The organism is Kribbella sp. NPDC000426 (genome assembly GCF_040300265.1).
Lineage (GTDB): Bacteria > Actinomycetota > Actinomycetes > Propionibacteriales > Kribbellaceae > Kribbella.
Map to the genome: position 1 here is coordinate 604,355 of NZ_JBEPDK010000002.1, position 25,669 is coordinate 630,023.

Annotated in this window: 21 protein-coding genes and 1 riboswitch; of the genes, 13 read left to right on the forward strand and 8 right to left on the reverse strand. The window is 69.0% G+C overall.

Annotated features, from left to right (window positions below; translation table 11 throughout):
• Positions 1-45: 45 nt before the first annotated feature.
• The 7 genes from ABT313_RS10745 to ABT313_RS10775 all read left to right on the forward strand — a co-directional run bounded on the left by ABT313_RS10745 (position 46) and on the right by ABT313_RS10775 (position 9,097).
• Positions 46-1,515 carry a M4 family metallopeptidase gene (locus ABT313_RS10745; RefSeq protein WP_350850945.1) on the forward strand — a complete coding sequence of 490 codons (1,470 nt, stop codon included), beginning with the start codon at positions 46-48 and terminating at the stop codon, positions 1,513-1,515.
• Positions 1,516-1,552: 37 nt separating this feature from the next.
• Entirely contained in the window at positions 1,553-2,482 is a 930-nt protein-coding gene (locus ABT313_RS10750; protein ID WP_350850947.1) for an oxidoreductase, read from the forward strand.
• A gap of 58 nt (positions 2,483-2,540) precedes the next feature.
• Entirely contained in the window at positions 2,541-4,127 is a 1,587-nt protein-coding gene (locus ABT313_RS10755) for a CocE/NonD family hydrolase (protein WP_350850948.1), read from the forward strand.
• Positions 4,124-5,302: a lactonase family protein gene (locus tag ABT313_RS10760; RefSeq protein ID WP_350850950.1), complete on the forward strand. Its 1,179-nt coding sequence runs from the start codon at positions 4,124-4,126 to the stop codon at positions 5,300-5,302. The genes ABT313_RS10755 and ABT313_RS10760 overlap by 4 nt, the downstream gene beginning before the upstream one ends.
• Before the next feature lie 79 nt (positions 5,303-5,381).
• Positions 5,382-7,853: a LamG-like jellyroll fold domain-containing protein gene (locus ABT313_RS10765; RefSeq protein WP_350850952.1), complete on the forward strand. Its 2,472-nt coding sequence runs from the start codon at positions 5,382-5,384 to the stop codon at positions 7,851-7,853.
• Between the two features lie 91 nt (positions 7,854-7,944).
• Positions 7,945-8,745, forward strand: a complete 801-nt coding sequence (locus ABT313_RS10770) for an aldo/keto reductase (protein WP_350850953.1) — start codon at positions 7,945-7,947, stop codon at positions 8,743-8,745.
• 3 nt (positions 8,746-8,748) lie between these two features.
• Positions 8,749-8,816, forward strand: a riboswitch (guanidine-III (ykkC-III) riboswitch).
• 26 nt (positions 8,817-8,842) lie between these two features.
• The gene (locus ABT313_RS10775; protein ID WP_350850955.1) at positions 8,843-9,097 is read left to right on the forward strand and encodes a CBU_0592 family membrane protein; all 255 of its coding nucleotides are present in this window, start codon (positions 8,843-8,845) and stop codon (positions 9,095-9,097) included.
• Here ABT313_RS10775 and ABT313_RS10780 read toward each other — a convergent pair.
• Complete coding sequence (locus tag ABT313_RS10780; protein ID WP_350850956.1) at positions 9,094-9,942, reverse strand: hypothetical protein; 849 nt, start codon at positions 9,940-9,942, stop codon at positions 9,094-9,096. The genes ABT313_RS10775 and ABT313_RS10780 overlap by 4 nt on opposite strands.
• 191 nt (positions 9,943-10,133) lie before the next feature.
• Between ABT313_RS10780 and ABT313_RS10785 the strand changes: the two genes are divergently transcribed.
• Genes ABT313_RS10785 through ABT313_RS10800 form a run of 4 tightly spaced genes read left to right on the forward strand, consistent with a single transcriptional unit; the run spans position 10,134 to position 13,506 of the window.
• On the forward strand, positions 10,134-11,168 hold the full coding sequence (locus ABT313_RS10785) for an AAA family ATPase (protein WP_137254010.1): 1,035 nt from the start codon (positions 10,134-10,136) through the stop codon (positions 11,166-11,168).
• Positions 11,169-11,197: 29 nt separating this feature from the next.
• Positions 11,198-12,160, forward strand: a complete 963-nt coding sequence (locus ABT313_RS10790; protein ID WP_130447314.1) for a DUF58 domain-containing protein — start codon at positions 11,198-11,200, stop codon at positions 12,158-12,160.
• Positions 12,160-13,113 carry a VWA domain-containing protein gene (locus tag ABT313_RS10795; RefSeq protein WP_350850959.1) on the forward strand — a complete coding sequence of 318 codons (954 nt, stop codon included), beginning with the start codon at positions 12,160-12,162 and terminating at the stop codon, positions 13,111-13,113. The genes ABT313_RS10790 and ABT313_RS10795 overlap by 1 nt, the downstream gene beginning before the upstream one ends.
• A gap of 36 nt (positions 13,114-13,149) precedes the next feature.
• Complete coding sequence (locus ABT313_RS10800) at positions 13,150-13,506, forward strand: hypothetical protein (RefSeq protein ID WP_350850961.1); 357 nt, start codon at positions 13,150-13,152, stop codon at positions 13,504-13,506.
• Here the strand turns inward: ABT313_RS10800 and ABT313_RS10805 are convergent.
• Complete coding sequence (locus tag ABT313_RS10805; RefSeq protein ID WP_350850963.1) at positions 13,503-16,664, reverse strand: glycoside hydrolase family 9 protein; 3,162 nt, start codon at positions 16,662-16,664, stop codon at positions 13,503-13,505. The genes ABT313_RS10800 and ABT313_RS10805 overlap by 4 nt on opposite strands.
• 126 nt (positions 16,665-16,790) lie before the next feature.
• On the opposite strand from ABT313_RS10805, the gene ABT313_RS10810 reads away from it, so the two are divergent.
• The gene (locus tag ABT313_RS10810; protein WP_350850965.1) at positions 16,791-17,801 is read left to right on the forward strand and encodes a LacI family DNA-binding transcriptional regulator; all 1,011 of its coding nucleotides are present in this window, start codon (positions 16,791-16,793) and stop codon (positions 17,799-17,801) included.
• A gap of 183 nt (positions 17,802-17,984) precedes the next feature.
• The gene (locus ABT313_RS10815; protein WP_350850966.1) at positions 17,985-18,482 is read left to right on the forward strand and encodes a DUF3145 domain-containing protein; all 498 of its coding nucleotides are present in this window, start codon (positions 17,985-17,987) and stop codon (positions 18,480-18,482) included.
• A 408-nt stretch (positions 18,483-18,890) separates the two neighbouring features.
• On the opposite strand, the gene ABT313_RS10820 is transcribed toward ABT313_RS10815, so the two are convergent.
• The 6 genes from ABT313_RS10820 to ABT313_RS10845 form a co-directional block, all read right to left on the reverse strand.
• Positions 18,891-20,378 carry a carboxyl transferase domain-containing protein gene (locus ABT313_RS10820; RefSeq protein WP_350850968.1) on the reverse strand — a complete coding sequence of 496 codons (1,488 nt, stop codon included), beginning with the start codon at positions 20,376-20,378 and terminating at the stop codon, positions 18,891-18,893.
• Between the two features lie 69 nt (positions 20,379-20,447).
• Positions 20,448-21,683: a beta-ketoacyl-ACP synthase II gene (gene fabF / locus ABT313_RS10825; RefSeq protein ID WP_350850970.1), complete on the reverse strand. Its 1,236-nt coding sequence runs from the start codon at positions 21,681-21,683 to the stop codon at positions 20,448-20,450.
• 118 nt (positions 21,684-21,801) lie between these two features.
• Positions 21,802-22,050, reverse strand: coding sequence for an acyl carrier protein (locus ABT313_RS10830; RefSeq protein WP_130446978.1), 249 nt, complete (start codon positions 22,048-22,050; stop codon positions 21,802-21,804).
• 111 nt (positions 22,051-22,161) lie between these two features.
• The gene (locus ABT313_RS10835) at positions 22,162-23,151 is read right to left on the reverse strand and encodes a beta-ketoacyl-ACP synthase III (RefSeq protein ID WP_350850972.1); all 990 of its coding nucleotides are present in this window, start codon (positions 23,149-23,151) and stop codon (positions 22,162-22,164) included.
• Positions 23,148-24,341 carry an acyltransferase domain-containing protein gene (locus ABT313_RS10840; protein WP_350850974.1) on the reverse strand — a complete coding sequence of 398 codons (1,194 nt, stop codon included), beginning with the start codon at positions 24,339-24,341 and terminating at the stop codon, positions 23,148-23,150. The genes ABT313_RS10835 and ABT313_RS10840 overlap by 4 nt, the downstream gene beginning before the upstream one ends.
• Before the next feature lie 78 nt (positions 24,342-24,419).
• Complete coding sequence (locus ABT313_RS10845; protein ID WP_350850976.1) at positions 24,420-25,640, reverse strand: PucR family transcriptional regulator; 1,221 nt, start codon at positions 25,638-25,640, stop codon at positions 24,420-24,422.
• Positions 25,641-25,669: the final 29 nt, after the last annotated feature.

A 25,669-nucleotide genomic window follows, 5' to 3' on the forward strand; every position in this document is an offset into this window, starting at 1 on the left:
ACCGTAGTGGTTGCGTTACGCAACAGGAACGTGGGAGGGAAGCGTATGTCGAAAAGCCGCAAGGCGCTTGTGGCCGCCACCGCAGGACTGGCGACTGTCGCGCTCGGGTTGTCGTTCACCAGCGCCGCGGGGGCCGCGCCGCAGGCGGCGACAGCCGATCCGAACGGGCTCAAGCTGATCAAGACCAAGACGTCGTTGCTCGGCAAGCACTACTGGTACCAGCAGACCTTCAAGGGCCTGCCGGTCGTCGACGGGTACTACGCCAGGCACGTCGCGAAGGACGGCACGGTCCAGATCGCCGACGGACGGGACGCCGTACCGGCGAACCTCGATGTCAGCGCCAAGGTCGCGCCCGCGTCCGCGACCCAGTCCGCGAATGCCACGGTCACCGCGCAGGCGGCCCGATCGCGCGCGGCCGGGCCGAACAAGAGCTTCGCGAAGCAGCCGGAAGCGACGAGCGGTACGGCGCAGCTCGCGGTCGTCGGCGGACCCGACGCCCGCCTGGTCTGGACCGTCACCAGCCGGTCGACCGAAGGCGTCAGCCGGTCGCTCGTCGACGCGAAGACCGGCAGTGTGGTCGCGTCGAAGGTGATCAGCGACAACGTCGACGGCCGCGGCTCGGTCTTCGACCCGAACCCGGTGGTCAGCACGAAGAACGAGAAGCTGACCGATATGAACGACAAGAACCAGGACGCCCTGTTCCTGGCGCAGAAGAACGTCGTACTGCGCAACCTGGACGGCTCCGGAAACCTGAACGGCGCCTTCGTCAACATCAAGGAGGCGAAGGGCGGTCTTGCGCAGAACAAGAACAACACGTTCGTCTACCAGCGCGCGAACAACAAGTTCGAACAGGTGATGGTGTACTACCACATCAACCAGGCGCAGGAGTACATCCAGTCGCTCGGGTTCAAGGACGCCAACAACGAGTCGCAGGACTTCTCGGTCGACACCGTCCCCGACGACAACTCGTGGTACGACCCATCGACGGACATGATCACCACCGGTGAGGGAGGCGTCGACGACGCCGAGGACGCCGAGGTCATCTGGCACGAGTACGGTCACGCGATGCAGGACGACATCGTTCCCAACTTCGGCGAGTCCGAACAGGGCGGTGCGATCGGTGAGGGCTTCGGCGACTACTGGGCCGTCACCATGTCGGTCCCGGTCAGCAAGGGCTTCAACCTGCCGTGCGTGATGGACTGGGACGCCACGTCGTACACGTCCGACGAGCCGCACTGCCTGCGGCGTACCGACACCGGCAAGACCACAGACGACATCGACGGCGAGGTCCACGACGACGGTGAGATCTGGTCGAACGCGCTGTGGGACATCCACCAGGCGCTCGGCCGGACCAAGGCGAACAAGCTGATCCTCGAGGCCACGTACTTCTACGACCCCGACACCTCGTTCGCCGCCGCGGCCCAGGACACCGTCCAGGCTGCCCGGTTGCTGTACGGCAAGGCCGCCGCGCAAACGGTGACCGACGCCTTCAAGGCCCGCAAGATCCTGTCATAGCGGCTGCAGGTCGTGCGCCCACCACTACTGTGGGCGCATGACCTGGAGTACTGCGGACATCCCTGACCTCAGCGGAAAACTGGCGCTCGTGACGGGCGCTACGAGCGGACTTGGGTACGAGACCGCGCTCGAACTGCTGCGACACGGCGCGGACGTGCTGGTCGCGGCGCGCAATCCGGAGAAGGCGGCACAGGCTGCGGAGACGCTGACGCAGAAGGCCGGGAGAGCGCCGATCGTGCTCGAGTTGGACCTCGCTGATCTCGCGAGTGTCGAGAAGGCGGCCGGCGAGGTCAGTACGTCGTACGAGCGGCTCGATCTGCTGATCAACAATGCCGGCGTGATGGCGCCGCCGTACCGGGAGACCGTCGACGGGTTCGAGCTGCAGATCGGCACCAACCACCTCGGTCACTTCGCGCTGACCGGTCGGTTGATGCCGCTGCTGGTGCAGGGCAGCCGCGTGGTGACGGTCAGCTCGTTCATGCACAAGACCGTTCGCGGTATCAGTGAGGCCGATCTTCGGCGGCCGGCGGGCAGTTACCGGAAGTGGGAGTCGTACGGGAAGTCGAAGCTCGCGAACCTGCTCTTCACGCTCGAGCTCGACCGCCGGGCGCGTGCGGCCGGGGCTGATCTGCTGAGTGTCGGCGCGCATCCCGGGTACGCCTCGACGCACCTGCAGGCTGCAGGGCCTGAGCTCGCGGGCAATCGCCGTCAGGCGCAGCTCTGGGCCGTGGCGACCCGGCTCGTCGCGCAGTCCGCCGCGGCCGGCGCGTGGCCGAGCCTGTACGCCGCGACGTACCCGGATCTGCGGCCTGGATCGTTCGTCGGACCGGGTTTCTTCGAGTACCGCGGTACGCCGAAGGTCGTGCTGCCGACGCGGACCGCGCAGGACGCCGAGCTGGCGAAGGAGCTGTGGGACTGGTCTGTCGAGGCAACGGGGGTCGATCCGACACTCACCGTGCTGAGGTAGTGACACAGCGGCAACTTTCTGGTTACCCTCCGGTAATTCCCGATGCCGGAGGTTCCCAGTGCGCAGACTTACGGTGGCAATTACCGGCGCCTTTGCAGTCGCTCTCGCCGTGGTCACGATCGGTCCGCGCGCTGATGCCAGCCAGACCGCGCCGGGCTTCAGTACGGCATACCAGCGCATCCCCGGTGCCGGCGGGACCGAGCTCGGCGCGGTCGTCCTCACGCCGACCGGGCAGGGCGACGGCCCGTTCCCGCTGGTGGTGATGCCGTCGAGTTGGGGTGTGCCGAATGTGGAGTACGTCGGCCAGGGGACGAAACTGGCCACGGCCGGGTTCCAGGTCATCTCGTACTCGAGCCGGGGCTTCTGGGATTCCGGCGGCGGCATCGACATCGCGGGGCCGCCGACGGTTGCCGACGTCAGCAAGGTGATCGACTGGGCCGGTCAGCACACGCCGGCGGATACCAGTCGGGTCGCTGCAGTTGGGATCTCGTACGGCGCGGGCACGTCGCTGCTTGCGGCCGGGCAGGACTCTCGGATCAAGGCGGTCGGTGCGCTCAGCGGGTGGGCCGATCTGATCCGGTCGCTGGATCCGAACGACACTGTTGCGCTGCAGTCCGTTGCCGGTCTGCTTGCCCTGGGCAACATCACGGGCCGGCCCGGGCCGGAGATGGCCTCGCTGCAGACGAAGTTCGTCACCGGTGACTTCGACGGTGCGATCGCGGAGGCGAGTCAGCTGTCGCCGGTGCGGTCCGCGGCGACGATGGTAGACCAGATCAATGCGAAGAAACCGGCGGTGTTCCTGGCGAACGCGTTCGAGGATTCGATCTTCCCGCCGTCGCAGTACACGGACTTCTTCACGAGCCTGACCGGGCCGAAGCGGCTGCTGCTCGCGCATGGCGATCACGCGACGCCGGAGGTGACCGGAGCGATTGGTCTACCAAATGAGACCTGGGACGAGCTCGTCGGCTGGCTGCTGCATTACCTGACGGGCGCGGACAACGGCGCGGATGCCGAGCCGGCGGTGCAGTTGAAATCGCAGCGTGGCACGTGGCGTGGGTACGCCAGTTGGGCGGCGGTCGGGCGGCCGCGTACGTCGTACCTGACCAAGGCTGGGGCGATGCAGGGTGGTGCGTCGACTGGGTGGAGTCGGTCGATCGGGGCTGGTATACCAACGGTCGCGGATAGTGGGGTGGCGCTCGTATCCGGCGCCCTGCAAGGGCTGTTGTCGATTCCGACCGGTGTGGTGACGCCGTTGGTCGACAGGTCGTTTGCCGGGGTTTGGTCCGGTCCGACGTTCGGCAGCGCGACGGTTGTGAATGGTATGCCGAAGTTGCATGTCACCGTGAAACCGTCCGCGGCGAGTACTTCGCTGTTCGCCTACCTGTACGACGTCGACGCGCTGGGGGTGGGGTCGTTGATGTCGCACAAGCCGTACACGTTGCGCGGTGCTACGCCGGGGCAGGCGGTTCCGCTTGATGTGCGGCTGGAGGCGACGAGCTGGGAGGTGCCGGCCGGGCATCACCTTGTGCTCGTTGTGGACACCGTGGATCCGCGGTATCTCGGGCGGAGTGTCGTCGGGTCGACGGTCACGTTCAGTTCGCCGGCTGGCGATCCGTCCTACGTCAGTGTTCCGGTGGCGGCGTGAGCGTCAGCCGCCGAGGATTCCTCGGCTTCACCGCGGCTGCACTCGCTCCCATCCACCAGGCCGCAACCCGCGAAGCGCCCGAGCCCGGCGCACCCGGTCCGGAGGCCGACAGACCGCAGGATGTGGGTCCGCGGGCGCACGGTCCGGATGGCGCGGACGGTCCGGATGGCGCGGACGGCGCGGACGGCGCGGATCCGGAGGCGCACAGTCGCCCGACCGCCGGTGGTCGGGCGGGGGACAGGACGCTGTATCTCGGGACGTACGGGGACAGCATCGGCATCGCGACGTACGACGACGACGGGAAGATCACCTCGACCGGCAGCATCGCTGGTATACCAAACGCGTCGTTCGTGATCCGGGCCGGCAACTTCCTGTACGCCGTGAACGAGCAGGACGCCGGCGCCGTCACAGCGATCGACATCTCGGGCACCCCGCGAGTGCTGAATCGTCAACCCACCAAGGGATCCGGGCCCTGTCATCTCGCCAAGATCGGCGACTACCTGCTCAGCGCGAACTACGGATCAGGCGACATCGCCGTCCACCCGATCGTCGCGGATGGGAGCCTCGGGCAACAAACTGACCTGGTCAAGCACGAAGGCCCGGCACCGCACGCGCACCAGATCGTGCTGGCCGGTCAGTACGTGCTGGGCGTCGACCTCGGCACCGACTCGATCTACACCTACACGCTCGCGGACGGGAAACTCGCGCTGCAGCACCAGACGAAGGTCAAAACCGGCGCCGGTCCACGTCATTTGGTATTCCATCCGTCCGGCAACTACGCGTACGTCGCCGACGAGCTCGACAGCACCGTCACGATCTGCGGGTACGACGACGGCGTGCTGACCGCGCTCGAGTCGATCCCGGTCGGCGAGGGGGAGAACTATCCCGGAGAGGTGGCGATCTCCGCCGACGGACGGTTCGTCTACGTGACCAACCGCGGGCACAACAGCGTCGCGATCTTCCGCACCGACGGCCCGCACCTCGAGCTGATTGGTATACCAAACTGCGGCGGCGACTGGCCGCGGCACTGCGCGTTCGACCCGGCCGGCCGCCTGCTCTTCGTCGCCAACCAGAAGTCGAACAACATCACCACGTTTTTGGTAGACCAAACCACGGGCGGGTTGACCAAGACGGCCGACTTCACGACCCCGACCCCGGTCTGCGTCAATGTTTGATCATGCGCGAGCTCTTGCGGTTTTGTGGTGAGAGCGTTGTCATGGGACTGCCTTTCTCCGCCCCGAAAGGAGTTCCACCGTGTTCAGACCGCTCGCGGCCGCCGTTGTTCTGTTGTCGGCAACCCTCGTCCCGGCCGCCCTCGTCCCGACCGCCCAAGCGCAACCGGCATGGCACGTCGGCACCCCACCGCTCACGACCCCCTGGACCGCCGACGTCTCGCCGGCGAACGCGCTCCCGGAGTACCCGCGTCCCCAACTGACTCGCCCCGACTGGCGCAACCTGAACGGCCTCTGGGAGTGGGCGCCGGCCGCCATCGGTGAGCAGCCGCCGATCGGCCGCACGCTCAACGAACAGGTGCTCGTCCCGTACCCGATCGAGTCCGCCCTGTCCGGTCTCCAGAAGCACGAGGACCGGATGTGGTACCGCCGTACGTTCACCGTCCCCGACAACTGGAAGGGCAAGCGGCTCCTGCTGCACTTCGGCGCCGTCGACTACGACGCCAAGGTCTGGGTCAACGGGCGCCAGGTCGCCACCCACCGCGGCGGGTACGACGGATTCGATGTCGACGTGACCGATGCGCTGCACGCCAAGGGTCCGCAGGAGCTGATCGTCTGGGCCGAGGACCTGACCGACGAGACGTACCAGCCGATCGGCAAGCAGCGCGAGGTCGGCGATCACGGCATCTTCTACCAGGGCAGCTCCGGCATCTGGCGCACCGTCTGGATGGAACCGGTGAACGTCGCGTCGATCAACCGTCTCCAACTCACGCCCGATCTGCCCGGCCAGACCCTCGAGGTCACGGCCGAGACCTCCGGTCCGACGGGCCTCGAGGTCGAGGTGACGGCGTACGACGGCCGGAAAGCTGTCGGGCAGGTGCGGGGCAAGGCCGGCGCCGAACTCCGGCTGCCGATCCGGAATCCCAGAACCTGGTCCCCGGACAACCCGTTCCTCTACGACCTGAAGGTCCGCCTGCTCGATCGCGGCAAAATGGTAGACCAGGTCGGCTCGTACGCCGGGATGCGATCCGTCGGCCTCCAGAAAGGTGCCGACGGCAAGCTTCGGATGGCGCTCAACGGCAAGATCCTGTTCAACCTGTCCACCCTGGACCAGGGCTTCTGGCCTGACGGGCTGAACACCGCACCGACCGACGCGGCGCTGCGGTTCGATCTCGAGCAGCACAAGCGGCTCGGGTTCAACACCGTTCGCAAGCACATCAAGGTCGAGCCGGATCGCTGGTACTACTGGGCCGACAAACTCGGCCTGATGGTCTGGCAGGACATGCCGGCAACGAAGACCGACGCGATGCCCGACCCGTGGCGGGCGCAGTTCGAGTCCGAGCTGCACGAGATGGTCGACGAGCACAAGAGCTTCACCTCGATCACCGTCTGGGTCCCGTTCAACGAGGGCTGGGGTGAGTGGGACCAGGCCGCGACCGGCCGGATCGCCGCCGACGTCAAGGCGCAGGACCCGTCCCACCTCGTCAACGCCCACAGCGGCGTGAACTGCTGCAATTCCCACGGCGACTCCGGTCGCGGCGACCTGATCGACAACCATGCATACCTCGGCCCGGCGACAACGGCGCCGACGGACACCCGTGCAGCCGTGGACGGCGAGCATGGCGGGTTCGGCCTGAAGGTCCCGGATCACATGTGGTTCGGCGACGGATCGGCGTACGAGATGGAGCCCGACTCGGCGACCCTGACCCGGCGGTACGTCGAGAACCAGACCGACGTACTCAGATCGGCCGAGCAGTGCGGGATCAGCGGATCGGTCTACACCCAGATCACCGATGTCGAAGGCGAGCTGAACGGGTTCTACACCTACGACCGGCGGGTCCCGAAGATGGACTTCGCCCAGGTCCGGACGATCAACCGGCAGATCATCGCCGGCGCCGACGGATCGGGAACTGGTATACCAAACCCGGGACCCGGCTCACCCGGTGCCGACGGCATCCATTTCTACCCGCTCGACGGCACCGCGGAAGATGCTGTGGGCAACAACGATGCAACCCTCCAGGGCGGCGCCACCTTCGCCGCGGGCAAGAACGGTCAAGCGGTCGCACTCAACGGCGCCGGTCAGTACGTCGACACCGGCGCAGCGCTGCTCGACACCGTGAAGAACTACACCGCCAGCGCCTGGGTGAAACTGAACAAGGCTGACGGCGCGTTCCAGACGTTCGTCAGCCAGGACGGCGATCGCGACAGCGCCTTCTTCCTGCAGTACTCCGGCCAGGACCAGCGCTTCGCGATGAGCTTCCCCGGCATCCGCGCACTCTCGCCGACGAAGCCCAACCCGGGGCAGTGGTACCACGTCACCGGCGTACGCGACGTCGTGAAGGGCGAGCTCAGGCTCTACGTGGACGGCGACCTCGTCGCCACCAAGAGCGCCTGCGCCCTGGACTCCAGCTCGACCGGCAACACCGTCATCGGCCGGGCCAAGTTCGGCGGCAACCAGGTCGACTTCCTCGACGGCACGATCGACCAGGTCCACCTCTACGACCGCGCCCTCACCGATGCGGAGGTCCGCGCTCTGTACGAATCCGGCCGCTAATACGAATCCAGCGGCTAACGAGAAGGTTCGGGATGCGAAGTCGGAGCGCAACCCCGATCCTGGTAGTTACCGATCAGGGGAGGTGAGTGCGATGGCCGCACCGAGCCAGGTGCTCGCACCCCGTTCGACGATCCGGTTCCGGCCTCCGCGGTTCGGGCTCGGCGGTTCGCATCTCGGCGAGCCGCCGGGCCCGGACGGCGACGAGACCGCGGCTGGCACGGTCGACGCGGCGTACCTGGCCGGCATCCGGTTCTTCGACACCTCCCCGGCGTACGGCGACTCCGAGCGTCGGCTCGGTACGGCGCTGCAGAAGCGTCCACGCGGTGAGTTCCTGGTGTCGACGAAGGTGGTCGGAGACGACCCGAAGACCTCGATCGACGCGAGCCGCGGGCAACTAGGGCTCGCGATCGATCTCGCATTCGCCCAGGAGGAGTCGGCGTACCCGAAGCTCGACCGGCTGCGGCGGGAAGGGATCATCAAAGCAGTAGGAGCGGCGTCCGACGACTGGCAGGAGCTGGACGGCCTGGTGCGCGACGTCGAGCTCGACTGCGTGTTGCTGACAGCGCACTACTCGCTGCTCGACCGGACCGCCGCACCGCTGCTGGATCGTTGCCTCGCGCGCGGAGTCTCCGTCATCGTGTCCGGCGTACTCACATCGCAGGTCCTGCACGCGGACACCGTCGAGTCCCGGCGCTTCTCGGCCGTCTGCGAACGGTACGGCGTTTCGCTGCCGCAGGCCGCACTCGCCTTTCCCAGCAGGCATTCCGCGGTCACGTCCGTACTGATCGCGGCGTCGTCACCGGCCGAGATCCGCGCCGACGCAGCGCTGGTCCGCCAGCCCGTACCGGACAAGCTCTGGCGGGATCCGGAGTTGCTGCGCTTGCTATCCTGACCACAGGAGTTCGAAGCAAACGGGCTCCCCGGACGAGCGGCGCCGTACCCGGTCTGTCAAGACGACGCCTCACCCTTTGACGGAGGGGGTCGTCCTCATGCACGTACTCGACGTTCTCGAGATCGTTGGCGCGGTCACCATTCTGCTGGCGTTCGCCGCCGCGCAGGCAGGTCGTCTGCGTCAGCGCACGGTCACGTACCAGCTCCTCAACCTGATCGGCTCAGGAGTGCTCGCCGCCATCGCCGCGATCCACCTGTCCTGGGGCTTCCTGCTGCTGGAGGGCAGCTGGGCCGTCATCAGCCTCATCGGCCTGCTGAGCCTCAACCGAAGGCAACAAGCCGACCAGAGCTAGAACTTGTCGCCCGGGTTCGTCGCCGTGCCCGTGCCCGACGGCAGCGTCGTCGGGATGCCGCTCGGGACCGGGCTCGGGCTGACCGAGATCGACGGTGAGGTCGAGCCGGTCCCCGGCGGCGGCGTGGTCGGCGTGATCGTGACCGTGGCGGTGTTGTTCGGCGTCGGGATGACGGGCTCCGGCTCGAGCGGCTGCGCGTGACGGAACAGCAGCCACGCCAGGAAGACCGCCAGTGCCATGATCAGCGCCATCGTCAGCAACGCGAACGCGAGCGCCCACCGCGACGCCGGGCGCAGCGCGTTCGGCCAGGGCAGCGGCCAGATCCGGAACAGACCAGGACGCCGGCGGCTCTCCCAGTAGTGCCGGAACTCGGGCCCGCGCAACTTGCCGATCTGCGGAACGCGATCCATCAGTACTGCGGACAGGATCTCCTCGCCGCGACGCTCCGCGATCAAGCGCTCGTCCGAGGCCGCGCTCGACCCGTCGTCCTCCCGGATCGGCCCGACCGCGACCCAGAGCGCGAGGTCGTCGTCATCGCCGTCGTTGTGGCCCAGTACGGCGTCCTCGGGCAGGTCGTCGACGGCGTACACGAACCGGTCACGGGCGGCCGCGTCGTCGGCGGAGCCCTCGGTCATCATCGCGACGACGACGTTCCGGCCGGCCTCGTCGCTGGCCGTGTACAGGTAGCCGGCCGCGTTCGCGCCGAGCCGGCCGCGCAGCCAGAACTCGCCGACCCGCGGCGGGTCCTCCGGCTCCAGCGGGAGCGCCTCCGGAATCTCCAGCGCAGGGCGCTCCTCCGGCGGGTCCGCCGGCTGCACCTCGGGCTGGGATTCGGTCGCAGTCATCACCCTAATCCCACCACATGCCCGGTAGCAGTGTCGTGGGGAGGCGGGATTTGGCGCGGAGGGGCAGGATGGACGGGGACGCGGTGGGCCTTGCGGCGCTGGCCCCGGTGATCTGATGGAATGACCGGTGTTGCGAAGTGGGGAATGACAGTGTTTGACACGGTCCGCTCGCGGACCCCGGAAGGACGTGCATGACCGAGACGACGGTGCCCACGGGTTCGGTGGCCCAGCAGTCCAGGCTGATCGGCGAGGCCCTCGGTGAGGTCAAGCGGGTGATCGTCGGCCAGGAGCACATGGTCGAGACGCTGATGGTGTCGCTGCTCGCGAAGGGTCACTGTCTGCTCGAGGGCGTGCCCGGTGTCGCCAAGACCCTGGCCGTCCGCACCTTCGCCAGCGTGGTCGGCGGCACGTTCGCCCGGATCCAGTTCACCCCGGACCTGGTCCCGTCCGACATTGTCGGCACCCGGATCTACCGGCAGACCCGCGAGACGTTCGACATCGAGCTCGGCCCGACGTTCGTGAACTTCGTGCTGGCCGACGAGGTCAACCGCGCACCGGCCAAGGTGCAGTCGGCGATGCTCGAGCTGATGGCCGAGCGGCAGGTGTCGATCGGCGGCCAGACCTTCCCGATGCCGAAGCCGTTCATCGTCATCGCCACCCAGAACCCGATCGAGTCCGAGGGCGTCTACCCGCTGCCCGAGGCGCAGCGCGACCGGTTCCTGGTCAAGATCGACGTACCGCACCCGCGCGGGCACGAGGAGTTCGAGATCCTCCGCCGGATGAGCGTCGATCCGCCGGAGCCGCGGCAGGTGCTGAAGCCGGAGACGATCCTCGAGCTGCAGCGGTCCGCCGAGCAGGTGTTCGTCCACAACCTGGTCGCGGAGTACGCCGTCCGCCTGGTGATGGCCACCCGTACGCCGACCGACTTCCACCTGCCCGACCTGGAGCCGATCATCGAGCTGGGCGTCAGCCCGCGCGCGACGCTGGGCCTGATCGCGGCCGGTCGGGGGCTGGCGCTGATCCACGGCCGGGACTACCTGCTGCCGAGCGACATCCAGACCGTCGCACTCGACGTCATGGGCCACCGTCTCGGCCTGACCTTCGACGCGGTCGCGGACAACATCGACCCGCGGGCCGTGATCGAGCGGATCCTGGCCACCGTCCCGCCGCCGCAGCCGGTCTGGCGCGACGGCGCCGACGGCACCGGCCGCCCGGAGTTCGTGTAGTGGCAAACCGCCGAGACCCACGGGCTGCGATGACGATCTCGCAGCTCGCTCCTGAGCGTGCGTTGCGGCGGCTGGAGCTGACCGTCGTACGGCGGCTCGAGGGCTACCTGCACGGGGAACACCTGGGCCTTCTGCCGGGGCCGGGCACCGAGCTGGCCGAGGCGCGTGAGTACCAGGTCGGTGACGACGTGCGGCGGATGGACTGGGCCGTCACCGCGCGGACCACGATCCCGCACGTCCGCGACCTGATCGCGGACCGTGAGCTGGAGACGTGGGCTCTGGTCGACCTGTCCGGCTCGATGGACTTCGGTACGTCGACGCTCGAGAAGCGCGAGCTGGCCGTGGCGGCCGTCGCGACCGTCGGGTTCCTGACCCACCGCCTCGGTGACCGCTTCGGCGGGCTGATGCTGCGCGACTCGGCGCTGCGGCGCTGGCCGGCGCGGTCCGGGCGGCTCGCGCTCTACGGTCTGCTGCGGGCGCTGCTGGCCGAGCAGTTCAGCGGCGACGAAGAGGCGCACCGCAGCGATCTGGCCGCCGCGCTCGAGTCGATGGCCCGGACGCAGCGCAAGCGCGGACTGCGTGTGATCGTGTCCGACTTCCTGACCCCGCAGGACGGCGAGGTCGCGAGCCAGATCGAGCCGTCCTGGGAGCGGGCGATGCGCAAGCTGACCGCTCAGCACCAGGTGCTCGCGGTCGAGATCGTCGACCCGCGCGAACTCGAGCTGCCGAACATCGGCGTGGTCACGATCGGTGACCCGGAGACTGGCGAGGTGCGCGAGATCGACACCCGGCGGCGCAAGGTCCGGGAGGCGTTCGCGGTAGCGGCTCTCGCGCAACGGGAACGAACCAGGGCCGCCCTGCGTAGGGTAGGTGCGGGGCACCTTGTGCTGCGGACCGACCGTGACTGGGTCGCCGACACCGTGCGGTTCGTGCTCGCCTACCGGCGAGTGGCGCCCCGCCTGCACCAACCGCCGAAGGGAGTGGCTCGCTGATGGAGTTCCTGTCTCCGGCCAGATTGTGGTTCCTGCTGCTGATCCCGCTGATCGTCGCGGGCTACATCTTCCTGCAGCACCGGCGCTCGCAGTACGCGCTGCGGTTCACGAACATCGCGCTGCTGGACCGGGTCGCGCCGCGCCGGCCGCAGTGGCGGCGGCACCTCGCCGTCGGGCTCGCGCTGCTGGCCGCGATGACCTGCATCCTGGCGTTCGCGCAGCCCAAGGACAAGGTCAAGGTGCCGCGTGAGCGGGCCACGATCGTGGTCGCGATCGACGTCTCGCTGTCGATGATGGCGACCGACATCGAGCCGAACCGGCTGGAGGCCGCGAAGGAGTCGGCGAAGGAGTTCGTCAACAACCTGCCGACGAAGTTCAACGTGGCACTGGTCAACTTCGCCGGTACGGCGTCGATCATCGTGCCGCCGACCACTGACCGGGCGACCATCGACCGGTCGATCGACGGGCTCGAGCTGGCGGAGTCGACCGCGACCGGTGAGGGCATCTTCACCTCGCTGCAGGCGCTGACCCAGGTGCCGCCGGATCCCGCGCACCCGAACGACCCGGCCCCGGCCCGCATCGTGATGCTGTCGGACGGCAAGCGGACGGTCGGCCGGACGGCGCAGGAAGGCGCGCAGGCGGCGAAGGCGAAGAACACCCCGATCTACACGATCTGCTTCGGCACCGACTCCGGCTTCATCGAGATGGACGGCATCCGGCAGCGGGTACCACCGGACCGCACCGAGCTCCGCAGCATCGCCGAGACCACCGGCGGCGAGGCCTACACCGCGGAGTCCGCGGGCGAGCTGAAGGACGTCTACAAGGACATCGGCTCCTCGGTCGGGTACGACGAGGTCGACAAGGAGATCACCGCCCGGTACGCCGGTATCGCGATGCTCTTCACACTGGCCGCCGCCGGCGCCTGCATCGCCCTCGCCTCGCGCTTCCCGTAATCCGCCGTCAATGCGTAGACAGGCTACGCTTGACGCATGACAGTTCTCGGCACCGCCATGGCCGTTGCGGCCGTTCCGTTCGACGAGGTGCAGGCGTTCCTGACCGAGGAGCGGTGCAAGCGCCTGCTCGGCTTGGACCAGGCGAATCCGGCAGGTGTGTCGGTCGACGCCGACCCGGCCGCGGGGACGGTCGGGATGCAGGGGCAGTACTGGTATCGCGGCGAGTACACCTTCGCCGCACACCCTGACGGCACCGAGATCACCTACCGGATCGTGAACGTGTCCGGGAGCCCTGACGCCGTCATCCGTCTGTGGCAGCGCAAGGTGCTCAACAATCAGCAGCGCGACCTGGACGCGTTCGCGGCGGACTTGCCTAGCAGGTTGCGTGGCTAAGTTCCGTTGATCAGCCGGGTGGCCAGGTCGGGGCTGAACTGGCCGGCCGGGATGGTCGGTGCGATTCCACACTGGCCGTCGGAGTCGCCGGGGACCTTGACCCAGAGCAGCAGTTCGGCGCCGCCGCCCACCTGGCTCGCGGCGCCGAGCTTGCGGCCGGCCGGGTTGCACCACTCGCCGTTCGAGCCGTTGCCGTTGCGGCTGGTGTCGACGACGAACGGCTTCGGCGTGGTCATGTTCGCGCGGACGTCGTTCGCGTAGGTGATCGACGCGGACGTGGTGTAGTAGTTCGACACGTTGACCACGAACCCGTGCGCCGCACTCACCCCGGCGCCGGCCAGGCGCTGCGCCATCGTTGCCGCCGGCACCCATCCGGCGTTGCCCGCGTCCAGGTACGCCCAGGTGTTGGGCGCCCGGTCGCGGAACTGCTGCAGCGCGAACGCGAGCATGTCGTTGCGTTCGGCAATCTGCGCGTCGGTCATGCAGTTGAAGTCACCCAACGCGTCCGGCTCCAGGATCACGATCGCGGGCCGGCTGCGGATCGAGTCCGCGAACGCGGAGATCCAGTCCCGGTACGCCGCCGGCGAACCCGCGCCGCCGCCCGAATGCCCGCCGCAGGCGTCGCGTCCGGGCAGGTTGTACGCGACCAGGATCGGCAGCTTGTCGGCGTTGTCGGCCGCACCGACGAAGCCGCCGACCATGGCTCCGATCGTGGTGCCCGCGGGCGGGTTGGCGAACCAGCGCGCCATCGGCTTGGCGGCGATGTTGCTCTGGATGCTGCTCGCCCTGGAGTCGCCGGGGTTGTCGCGGACCCAGGTCGCAGGGTTCGAGTTCGGATCGACGTAGAAGCCGCTGGTGAGGTCGATCGGGCCGGCTTGGGGACTGGCCTGGGCGGTTGTTGCCGAGGGCGCCTGCTGGGTGTCGGCGTACGCGGTCAGCCAGGCGAGGGCGGAGTTCCAGTTGATCGCGACCTCGTTGGTCGAGTACGAGCCGATCTCGTCGATGTAGCACTTGGCCGGAGCGCAGCCGGGCAGGTTGCGCTGGGCAACGGGGTCCTGCAGGTGCGAGTTCGGGCCGCCGGCCAGGGATCCGGGGTACGGCGAGGGCAGCGCCGGGTTCAGCGAGTGCGCCCAGAAACGGTGGTGCTGGTTGTGGCTGGAGCGCTCGCCGTACCCGGTCACGTAGGACTGGCCGATCGCGTTCCGTCCGAGCAGGTAGTCCAGCGACTCGAGGGCGGCCGAGCGGTAGGCGGCCCGTCCGGTGAGGTCGCCCGCGATGGCGAGGATCATCGCGTTGTTCGCCGTACCGGAGTTGGAGCCCCAGACGTACTGGCCGTCGGCGGGCTTGTACGGGTTTGCGTAGCCCTGCGAACGGAGGTCGGCGAGGTAGGTGTCGGCCGCGGTCGCGATCCGCTGGCGCAGCTTACGCTGGTCGATTGTTGACAATCGCCACGGTGTCCGGGCGAGGGCGAGATCGGCCAGCCCGCCGGTCTCCTGCCACGAGAACCCGTCGGCGGCCTTCAGCGTCGTGGTGATGAACCGCTTGTACGACGCTTTGCCTGTCGTCGCGAACAACTCGGCCGCGGCCCAGGAGAACTCGTCCGTCACCTTCGTGTCGTCGTAGGCACCGCCGCCCTCGCCGCCGGCCGGGGCGTAGATCGCGGGGTGCTGGCGTGCCGCGTTCCAAGCCCTCTCTGCGGCTGACAAGCATCGGGCGGCGAACTTCTTGTCCCACTTCGCATAGACGCGCGCGCAGCGGGCGCCCACGGCCGCGAGGTTGAGGGTGGCCGCGGTCGACACCGGGTAGAGGTAGCGCGGCTGCGGGTCGTCGGCTGGCGCGAGTCCGAGACCGGTCCACTTCTCGTCGTGGATCTTGTGGTGTACCAGGCCGGACGGCGCCTGCATCTCCAGGAGGAAGTCGAGCTCCCATCTCGCCTCGTCCAGCACGTCCGGCGTGCGATTGCCTGCCTCCGGGATCTTCAAGGTGGGGCCGGGGCCGGTCTCCTCGTACAGATCGAGGAGCTGCCAGGCCGCGAGCGCGCCGTTGACGACGTACTTGCCGTGGTCGCCGGCGTCGTACCAGCCGCCGCGGACGTCGAGGCTGTAGTCGCAGGTGCCGGGGTAGCAGGGGACCGACGTGTCGCCCTGATTGGGTGCGAGGCCGAGGTGGCCGGCGGCGCGCGCGTACGAGTCGCCGACGTACTTGGCCTCGATCGGGATGCCGCTGCGGTTGTTGTAGAAGTACGCGAGCGCGTCCCGCCGGAGGCCGGCGTACACGTGGTTGCCGATGTCGAACGGCTCGCTCACGTCGTCGCCGACGGCCAGCCGGAAGCCGGACCCGGTGCCGCGGTACGCGCCGAAGTCGATCAGCTGGACGTCGTCGCCCGACATCGCGTCCATACCGTACGGTTTGGTATGCCCGCTGGAAACAACCTGGTTGCCCGCAGCAAGCAATCGCCAGACCAGCGGCGTGGTCCCGGTCGAGGCGCCGGCGGTCGTCGCGCTGGCGCTCGTCGTGCTGGGTTGTACGACGTAGGTGGCTCGCTTCGGACCGGTGGCGACGTAGCCAAGTTGGTTGACGCGGACCGGTGAGCCGTAGTCGCGTACCCCGCCAGGTGGGACGATCCCGCCGATGACCGAGATGTTGTCCAGGCACAGCGTGTACGGCTCGGTCGCGCCCCCGGCCTGGAACGAGACCTGCCCGTGCGTGTCGGTGACCGGCGAGGTGCCGTTGAACGTGAACGTCTGCGTGGTCGTGCTGGCGCTGACCGCCTGGTTGAGCACGGTCGCGTGCGGCGCGGCGCCCTGCTGGAGGACCGCGCGGAACTGGGCTGGCCGGCTGGTCGACGCGTCGAAGCGCAGCGTGTACGACTGCCCTTGCTCGAGCGGGAGGTCGTCCTGGCCGATCATCGAATCCCAGACGTTGACCGTGCCGGCCGGGATCTGCGCACACAGCCGGCCGTCGGCGACCGCGGACGGTGTGTTGCCGCTCGTCCACCACGGGTCCTTCGTGGTGTCGAAGGTCCCGTTCAGCACCCGCTCGTACTGCGGGTCGGCGGCAACGGCGGCTTCAGCAGCGGGGCTGACGGCCGGGGCGACAGCCAAGGTGAGAACGGTGGCAAGGGCAAGAGTCAGGACTCGCCGTGGGGCGGTAGGCATCGGTCCTCCAGAACGCTTGGGAGCGCTTCCAGTTTCCCGGCATCGTCCCGAGCCCAGAAGGCAGTGTCAAGAGCGTGGCAGAATGCTGAGAGCGCTTCCGGTTTAACCAGGTGAAGGATCAGCCGTATGACCGACGTCCGTAAACGCCAAGTCACGCTCGACGAGGTCGCCGAGCGAGCCGGCGTGTCCAGGTCGGCCGCCTCCCGGGTGCTCAACAACGCTCCGCACGTCAGCAAGGCGAAGCGGGAGGCGGTCCAGCGGGCGGTCGCCGACCTCGGGTACGTGCCGAACGCGTCGGCCCGCGCGCTCGCGACCCAGCAGGTCGGAGCCGTCGTGCTCGCGATCTCCAGCGACAACCCGGAGGTGTTCGCGGACCCGTTCTTCGCCGAGGTCGTGGTCGGGATCAGTTCGGTGCTGGAGGAGACCGAGCTCGAGCTGATGCTGATGATGGCGACCTCGACCCGCGGTCAGACCCGGCTCGAGCGGCTGCTGCGGACTCGGCAGACCGACGGCGTGATGCTGATGTCGACGCACGGCGACGATCCGCTCGCCCGGCTCGCCGAGCAGGCCGACGTACCCGTCGTCTTCGGCGGTGCACCGATTGCGTTCGAGCCGCAGTACTACGTCGACGCGGACAACCGCGGCGGCGCCCGACTGGCGACCGAGCACCTGATCGCGACCGGCCGGCGGCGGATCGCGACGATCACCGGGCGGATGGACGAAGGCGCGGGCGTCGCCCGGTACAAGGGCTATCAGGAGGCGCTTGCCGTTGCCGGGCTGGACCCGGGTCGCGTCGTACACGGCGACTTCTCCGAGGACGGCGGGACCCGCGCGGCACACGAGCTGCTCGCGAAGCATCCGGACCTGGATGCGGTCTTCGTTGCCTCGGACCAGATGGCGATCGGGGCGCTCCGGGTGCTCACCGACGCCGGCCGCGTCGTCCCCGACGATGTCGCGATCGTCGGCTTCAACGACGTCGACGCCGCGCGCCACACCACCCCGCCGCTGACCACGATCAGCCAGCCGATCCAGTCGCTGGGCCGCGAGCTCGCCCGGATGCTGCTGGCAACCATCGCGGGGGAGACCCCGACCCCGCTCATCCTCCCGACCAAGCTGGTCCACCGAGCCTCGACCTGAATCGCGACACGACGGTGATGTAGTTGACACGGCGAGGTTACTGGTGTTGAAGGGGGTCGTGGTGCAAGATGTACCAGTGTTCCGCGGGGTGTCTCGTGATGCCTTGAGGGACTAGTACCGCCGAGATCGACGCAGCTGTTCGAGAACGCTGGGGAAGGCGCCCCTCGAGCACAGGAGGTCCCGGTGGCGACGACTCGTGGCGTTCTGTACGTCCACACGGTGCCGTCAGCGTTGTGCCCGCACGTCGAGTGGGCCGCGGGCGGCATCCTAGGCGTGCCCGTGAAACTGGATTGGACACCGCAGCCGGCGGCCCAGGGCACGTACCGGGCCGAGCTGTCCTGGCAGGCCGAGGCCGGTACCGCGGCCAAGCTGGCATCCGCCCTGCGCGGATGGCAGAAGCTGCGGTTCGAGGTCACCGAGGAGCCGAGCAACGGCGTCGAGGGCGAGCGGTACTCGTTCACGCCCGAGCTCGGGGTCTTCCACGCGACCACCGGCGTCCACGGCGACATCATGGTGCCGGAGGAGCGGCTGAAGGCCGCCATGCTGAAGGCGGCGGCCGGCGAGGCCGACCTGACCGAGGAGGTCGAGCGTTTGCTGGGCCGCCCCTGGGACGACGAACTCGAACCCTTCCGCTACGCCGGCGACGGCGCCCCGGTGCGCTGGCTCCACCAGGTTGTGTAGGTCCTGGCTGGTGATCCATCGCCTACTGCGGGGCACTCGGCACGGCACCTCGCCGCACGGGTGCAAGGGAACGATGCTCCGCATCGACCCCTTCGCCCCCGCACGCCGATGCACCGCACCGAGCACCTCCTCGCTACGGCGCTGGACCACCAGCCAGGACCTAAGGGCTTCCTGAGAACTTCAGAAGAAAGCCGTGAAGGCTGGAGCTTTCCGCGAACTTTTCGATGAGACTGAGCATCAGACGTTGTACAAGGGTGGGAGGGGCCGTGGCCGCTGGGCCACCGGGTGTCGGGACACCCCCGGTGGTTGTCTAACAACAGCGGCCGCACCACGTGAAGGGCACGGATCCTTGATCCGTGCCCTTCCAGCCGTTCAAGGGCAGTCAGCCGTTCAAGGGCTGTCAGCTGTTTACAGCGGGATGTTGCCGTGGTTGCCGCGGATGGGGCCGGCGGTTTCGGCCTTTGCGAGGGCGGTGGCCAGGGCGGTGCGGGTGCGGGTGGGCTCGACGACCTCGTCGACGACGCCGATCTCGCGGGCGCGGTCGATGCCGCCGGCAATCTTCTCGTGTTCGGCGGCCAGCTCGGCCTCGACCTGCGGCCGGAGCTCGGGGTCGACCTCGGCCAGCTTGCGGCGGTGCAACACGCGGACGGCGGCGACCGCGCCCATCACTGCCACCTCGGCCCGTGGCCACGCGAACACCCGCGTCGCCCCCAGCGACCGCGCGTTCATCGCGATGTACGCCCCGCCGTACGTCTTCCGCGTCACCAGCGTCACCCGCGGTACGACGGCCTCGGCAAACGCGTGCAGCAGCTTCGCACCCCGCCGCACGACGCCGTCCCACTCCTGCCCGACCCCCGGCAGATAACCCGGTACGTCGACCAGCACGACCAGCGGTACGCCGAACGCGTCGCACATCCGCACGAACCGCGACGCCTTCTCCGCCGACAGCGCGTCCAGGCAACCACCGAGGCGGAGCGGATTGTTGGCGATGACACCGACCGTCCGCCCACCGAGCCGGCCGAGCGTGGTGACGATGTTCGGTGCCCACCGTTGGTGGAGCTCGACTCCAGAAGACGAGTCGAGCACCCCTCCGACCAGCGGATGGACGTCGTACGCACGCTTGGCCGACTCCGGCAGGAACCCGGACAGATCCGTGTCCGGGATGTCCGTGGACACCGAGCCTTGGTTCGCGAGCAAATCGGTGAGCCGGCGGGCCTGCTCCAGAGCCGCCGCCTCGGAGTCGGTGGTGATGTGGACGACGCCCGAGCGCCGGCCGTGCGGCTCCGGGCCGCCGAGCCGGAGCATGTCGACGTCCTCACCGGTGACCGAGCGGACCACGTCCGGCCCGGTCACGAAGATCCGGCCCTCGGGGCCGAGGACGACGATGTCGGTCAGCGCCGGACCGTACGCCGCACCGCCCGCCGCCGGACCGAGCACGACCGAGATCTGCGGGATCTTCCCGGACGCCTGCGTCATCGCGTAGAAGATCTTGCCGACCGCGTGCAGGCTCAGCACGCCCTCGGCCAGCCGAGCGCCGCCGGAGTGCCACAGGCCGATGATCGGCACCTGCTCCTCGCGGGCGACCTCGTACGCCGTGACCACGACGTCGCAGCCCTCGTCGCCCATCGCGCCGCCCATCACGGTGGCGTCGGAGCAGAACGCGACGACAGGTGCGCCCTCGACGGTGCCGCGGGCCGCGACCATCCCGGACAGGTTGTCCGGGGTGATCAGCTCGAGGCTGCCCGGATCGAGCAGAGCGGTCAGCCTGGTGACGGGATTCCGCGGGTCCTGCTCCCGCGGCAGCTTGGCCGGCTTCGCCGAGGCCGAGGCCGATGCCGAGAGCGGGGAAGAGGTGGGTGGCGGGGTCGGGGCAGCGGCGGGTGCGGTCGTGCTCATGCGGTCCTCCGGGTGTGAAGGAACTTCGGGGAGCCGCCCGGCGGGTCGCGCCGGGCGGCAGACGGCCGGCTAGACCGACTTGAACGCGATGGCGGCGTTGTGGCCGCCGAAGCCGAACGAGTTGTTCAGCGCCGCGATGTCCCCGTCGGGCAGCTTGCGCTGCTCGGTCGCGACGTCAAGGTCGATCTGGTCGTCGAGCTTGTCCACGTTGATGGTCGGCGGCGAGACCCGGTGGTGCAGCGCGAGCACGGTCGCGACCGACTCCACCGCACCGGCGCCGCCGAGCAGGTGGCCGATCATCGACTTCGGCGCGGTGGCGACCGCGTGGTCGGCGTCCTTGCCGAGCGCCTGCCGGATCGCGATCGACTCGGCGATGTCGCCCTGTGGCGTCGACGTCGCGTGCGCGTTGATGTGGAAGATGTCGGCCGGGGTCAGGTCGCCCTCGGACAACGCCCGCTCCATCGCCCGCCGGGCACCGGACCCGGTCGGGTCGGGCTGCGCGATGTCGTGGCCGTCGGCCGAGATCCCCGCGCCGGCGAGTTCGGCGTAGATCTTCGCGCCGCGCGCCTTCGCGTGCTCGTACGACTCCAGGATCAGGACGCCGGCGCCCTCGCCGAGCAGGAAGCCGTCGCGATCGACGTCCCACGGACGCGAGGCGCGCTCCGGGTCGTCGTTGCGCTTGCTCAGCGCCTGCATCATCCCGAACGCGGCCAGCGGCAGCGCCATGATCGCGCCCTCGGAGCCACCGGCGATCACCACGTCCGCACGGCCGAGCCGGATCTGGTCCAGACCCAGCCAGATCGCCTCGTTGCCGGAGGCACAGGCCGAGACCGGGGTGTGGACGCCGGCCTTGGCGCCGAACTCCAGGCTGACGTACGCCGCGGACGAGTTCGGCATCAGCATCGGGATCGCCAGCGGCGACACCCGGCGCGGGTTCTGCTGGAGCGCGTCGTAGTTCGAGAGCGTGGTGTGCAGGCCGCCGATACCGGACGCGACCGCGACACCGAGTCGCTCCTTGTCCATCCCGGAGTCCTCCAGGCCGGAGTCGGCCCAGGCCTCACGGGCGGCGACGACGGCGAGCTGCGCCGTCCGGTCCAGGCGGCGGGCCTTGACCCGCTCGATCACCTCGGTCGGGTCGACCGCGGCCGGTGCGGCGATCTGCACCGCCAGGTTCTGCACCCACTCGTCGGTCAGCCGCCGCGCGCCGGAGCGTCCGGCCAGCAGCCCTTCCCAGGTGCTGGACACGTCGCCCCCGAGCGGGGTCGTGGCTCCGAGCCCAGTGATGACGACTCGGGTCTTCGACATGGTTACCTCATCCTTCACATGAGAGATCTGCGGTTGGGAGCGAGGGGTGTGGTACTGCGTGGTGCTCATCGAGCCGTGACCCGATGAGCACCCGGGCCAGCACGGGTGACGGCGTACGTCAGCCGTTCTGGGCGCGCTCGATGAACGCGACCGCGTCGCCGACGGTCTTCAGGTTCTTGACCTCGTCGTCGGGGATCTTCACGTCGAACTTCTCCTCGGCGGCCACCACGACCTCCACCATGGAGAGCGAGTCGACGTCGAGGTCGTCGGTGAAGGACTTGTCCAGCTGGACGTCCTCGACCGGGATGCCGGCGATCTCGTTCACGATCTCGGCGAGGTTGGAACGGATCTCTTCGGTGCTGGCCATGTTCTCTGGTTCCCTTTCGGATTTCTGGGCTGCAACCAGCTTCGCTGGCTACTACAGCCGGTGCGGCCACCTGAGCCGCCCCGGACAACTATGACGGAATCTATTGAAGAGCTACGGCAAGCGGATGACCTGGGCTGCGTACACGAGCCCGGCTCCGAAGCCGATGATCAGGGCGAGGTCCCCGCTCTTGGCCTCGCCGGTCTCGCGCATCGCGGTGATCGCGAGCGGGATCGACGCCGCCGAGGTGTTGCCCTGGCGCTCGATGTCGCGCGCGACCTTGACGTGCTCGGGCAGCTTCAGCGCCCGCCGCATCGCGTCGGTGATCCGCATGTTCGCCTGGTGCGGCACGAAGATGTCGAGCTGCTCGGCCTTCACGCCGGCCACGTCGAGCGCCTGCTGTGCGGTCTTGGCCATCTCGAACGACGCCCAGCGGAACACCGGGTTGCCGTCCATCGTGAGGTGCGGCCAGTTGTGATTGCCGAACACCTCCTGCCAGGACTCCTTCTGGCTGATCACCTGGTGCTGCGTGCCGTCCGAACCCCACACGACCGGGCCGATCCCCGGTTCGTCGGTCGGGCCGACGATCGCGGCGCCGGCGCCGTCGGCGAAGATGAACGCCGTACTGCGGTCGGTCCGGTCGGTGATGTCGCTGAGCCGCTCGACGCCGATCGCGAGCACGTACTTCGCGCTGCCGCCGCGGACCAGGTCGTTGGCCATCGCGATGCCGTAGCAGAAGCCCGCACACGCGGCGGAGATGTCGAAGGCCGCCGCCGTCGGAGCGCCGACCGCGACCGCGATCTGGGTCGCGATCGCCGGCGTCTGGTACAGGTGGGTGACCGTCGAGACGATCACGCAGCCGATCTCGGACGGGTCGATCCCGGAGTCGGCCAGCGCGTCCTTGGCCGCGTTCACCGACATCAGCAGCACGGTCTCGTCGTCACTGGCCCAGCGCCGCTCCTTGATCCCGGACCGGGTCTGGATCCACTCGTCGCTGGAGTCGATCTGCTCCAGGATCTCCGAGTTCGGTACGACGCGGCGCGGCCGGTACGAGCCGATCCCGAGGACTCCGGCGTACGTCGCACCCGTCGACGCGGTGATCATGCGGGGCTCCCGGCCGGGTGCAGGCGGACCAGCGGCTGCCCCGGGGCGACCGGGTCGCCTTCCTCGGCCAGCCACTCGACCACGATGCCGCCGTGCGGAGCGGTCACCTCGACCTCGTCACGCAGGCTCGCGACCTTCGCCACGACCTCGCCGGCCGCAACCGTGTCACCCGACTCGCGCCGTACGTCCACAGCGCGGGTGAAGGTGCCCTTGATCGGGGCGACCAGCAGGCGCCACGTCGGGGACGCGTCGATCTCGGACGGGCTGCCGTGCTTGTCCACGAACGCGCGGGCGTCGTCGAGCTGGTCCGGAGTCTTCAGCGCGAACGTCTCGACGCCCTTCAGTGCGCGCCGGGCGATGCCGGTCAGCGTGCCTGCCGGCGGCAGTTCGAGGATGCCGGTCACGTCGAGGTCCGACATGGTCTGCATGCACAGGTCCCAGCGGACCGGCGCGTTGACCTGGTTGACGAGCCGCTGCAGCACGTCCCGGCCGTCGTGGACGACGTGGCCGTCGCGGTTCGAGATCAGGCGGGTCCGCGGGTCGTGGGTGCTGATCGCGGTCGCGTACTTCGCCAGCGTCTGGACGGCCGGCTCCATGTGTTTGGTGTGGAACGCGCCGGCGACCGACAGCGGGATCAGCCGGGTCTTGGCCGGCGGGTCGGCGGCCAGCGCGGCCAGCTCCTCAACGGTGCCGGCGGCAACGATCTGGCCGGGGCCGTTGTCGTTGGCCGCGGTCAGGCCGTGCTCGGCGAGCTTGGCCAGGATCTCGTCGCGGTCACCGCCCAGGACGGCGGTCATCGAGGTCGCGGTCTGCGCGGCCGCGGCGGCCATCGCCTTGCCGCGCTCGCGGACCAGGACCATCGCCTGCTCGGCGGTCAGCACACCGGTGCCGGCCGCCGCGGCGAGCTCACCGACACTGTGGCCGGCGACCGCGCCGACCTTGGTGAAGGCGTCGGCCGGGTGCGGGAACACCGCCAGCGCGGCCAGCATGCCGGACGCGACCAGCAGCGGCTGCGCGATCGCCGTGTCGCGGATCGTGTCCGCGTCGGCCTGCGTGCCGTAGTGGGCGAGGTCGAGACCGGCCACCGCGGAGAGCCAGTTCAGCCGGCTCTCGAACACGGGATCCGCCAGCCACGGCTCGAGGAATCCTGGGGTCTGGGCACCCTGACCGGGTGCGACGATGACGAGCACGAGCCAACTCTCCCTCACCAGGGCCCGTCAGGAGCCGCAGGGCGAGCACGAATTCTTCCGGGCCGGTTTGTAGGGATCCTACAAAACGGCGGTTCCGGGCTCCGGATTGAGCAGGCGACCCAAGGTCAGTGCGACACGCAATGTGAAAGCGTCGCGGGGATCGAGCGGGTTGTACGCCGTGATGTCCGCCACACGCTTGAGCCGGTACCGGACGGTATTGGCGTGGATGAACATCGCGCGGGCCGTCGCCTCGATCGATCCGCCGGAGTCCAGGTACGCCGAAACCGTGTCGAGGAGCACCCCGTCCCCGACGGTGAGCGGGCCGTAGACCTCATTGGCGAGCTGACGGCGGGCATGGCCGTCTCCGGAGAGTGACCGTTCGGGGAGCAGTTCGTCGGCCTGGACCGGGCGGGGCGCACCGGGCCAGGCGGCCGCGGCGCGGAGGCCGGCGACGGCGGCGCGGGCCGAGGTGACGGCGGACATCAGGTCCTTCACGACCGGCCCGACGACGATCGGGCCGGGTCCAAACCATTGGGCCAGTTTTTGTACGATCTCGACAGGTTTGCTCGTACCGCCTAGTACTACGACCAGCCGGTCGCCCTGGATCGCGCACAGTGCGTCGGCGCCGGCCTCGCGGGCCGCGTGCCTGACCATGTCGGCGACGTTCGAGGCGGTCTGGGCGTCTTCGGCGCTCTGCGCCCGCCCGACGACGACGGCGACCTCGGCCCTCCCCGTTGAAGCAGAGTCCGTCGTACCGGCGGCTCCCGTCCAGCCGAGGGCGGAGGCGCGGGACCGGACCGATTCGTCGGCCTCGCCGCGGATCACCGAGTCGACCAGGAGGGCTTCCAGGCGGGCGTCCCAGGCGCCGCGCATCTCGGCGGCCTGCGCGTAGACGGTGGCGGCGGCGAAGGCGACCTCGCGGGCGTAGCGCTGGATGGCCTCGTGGACGATCGGTACGTCGTCGGCCGGGAGCAGCGTGCCGATGGTGGTCTCGATGACCTCGATCGTCGTCCGGACCAGGTCCACGGTCTGGTGCAGCGAGATCACCCGGGTGAACTCGCGCGGCGCGGACCCGAAGATCCGGGTCGGCATCGAGGAATGTGCCTCGGGATCGCGGAACCACTCGACGAACGCCGAGATCCCGGACTGCGCCACCAGCCCGATCCAGGACCGGTCCTGCGCCGAGAGCTCCCCGAACCAGGGCAGCTTCTCCTCCATCGCCGTCATCGCCGCGGTGGCGAGCGCCCCGGTCGCGTTCTGCAACCGCTCCGCCCGCGCCACATGCGCACCCTTCGCCACGCACCGACCATAGACCTCCGCTGCCATGA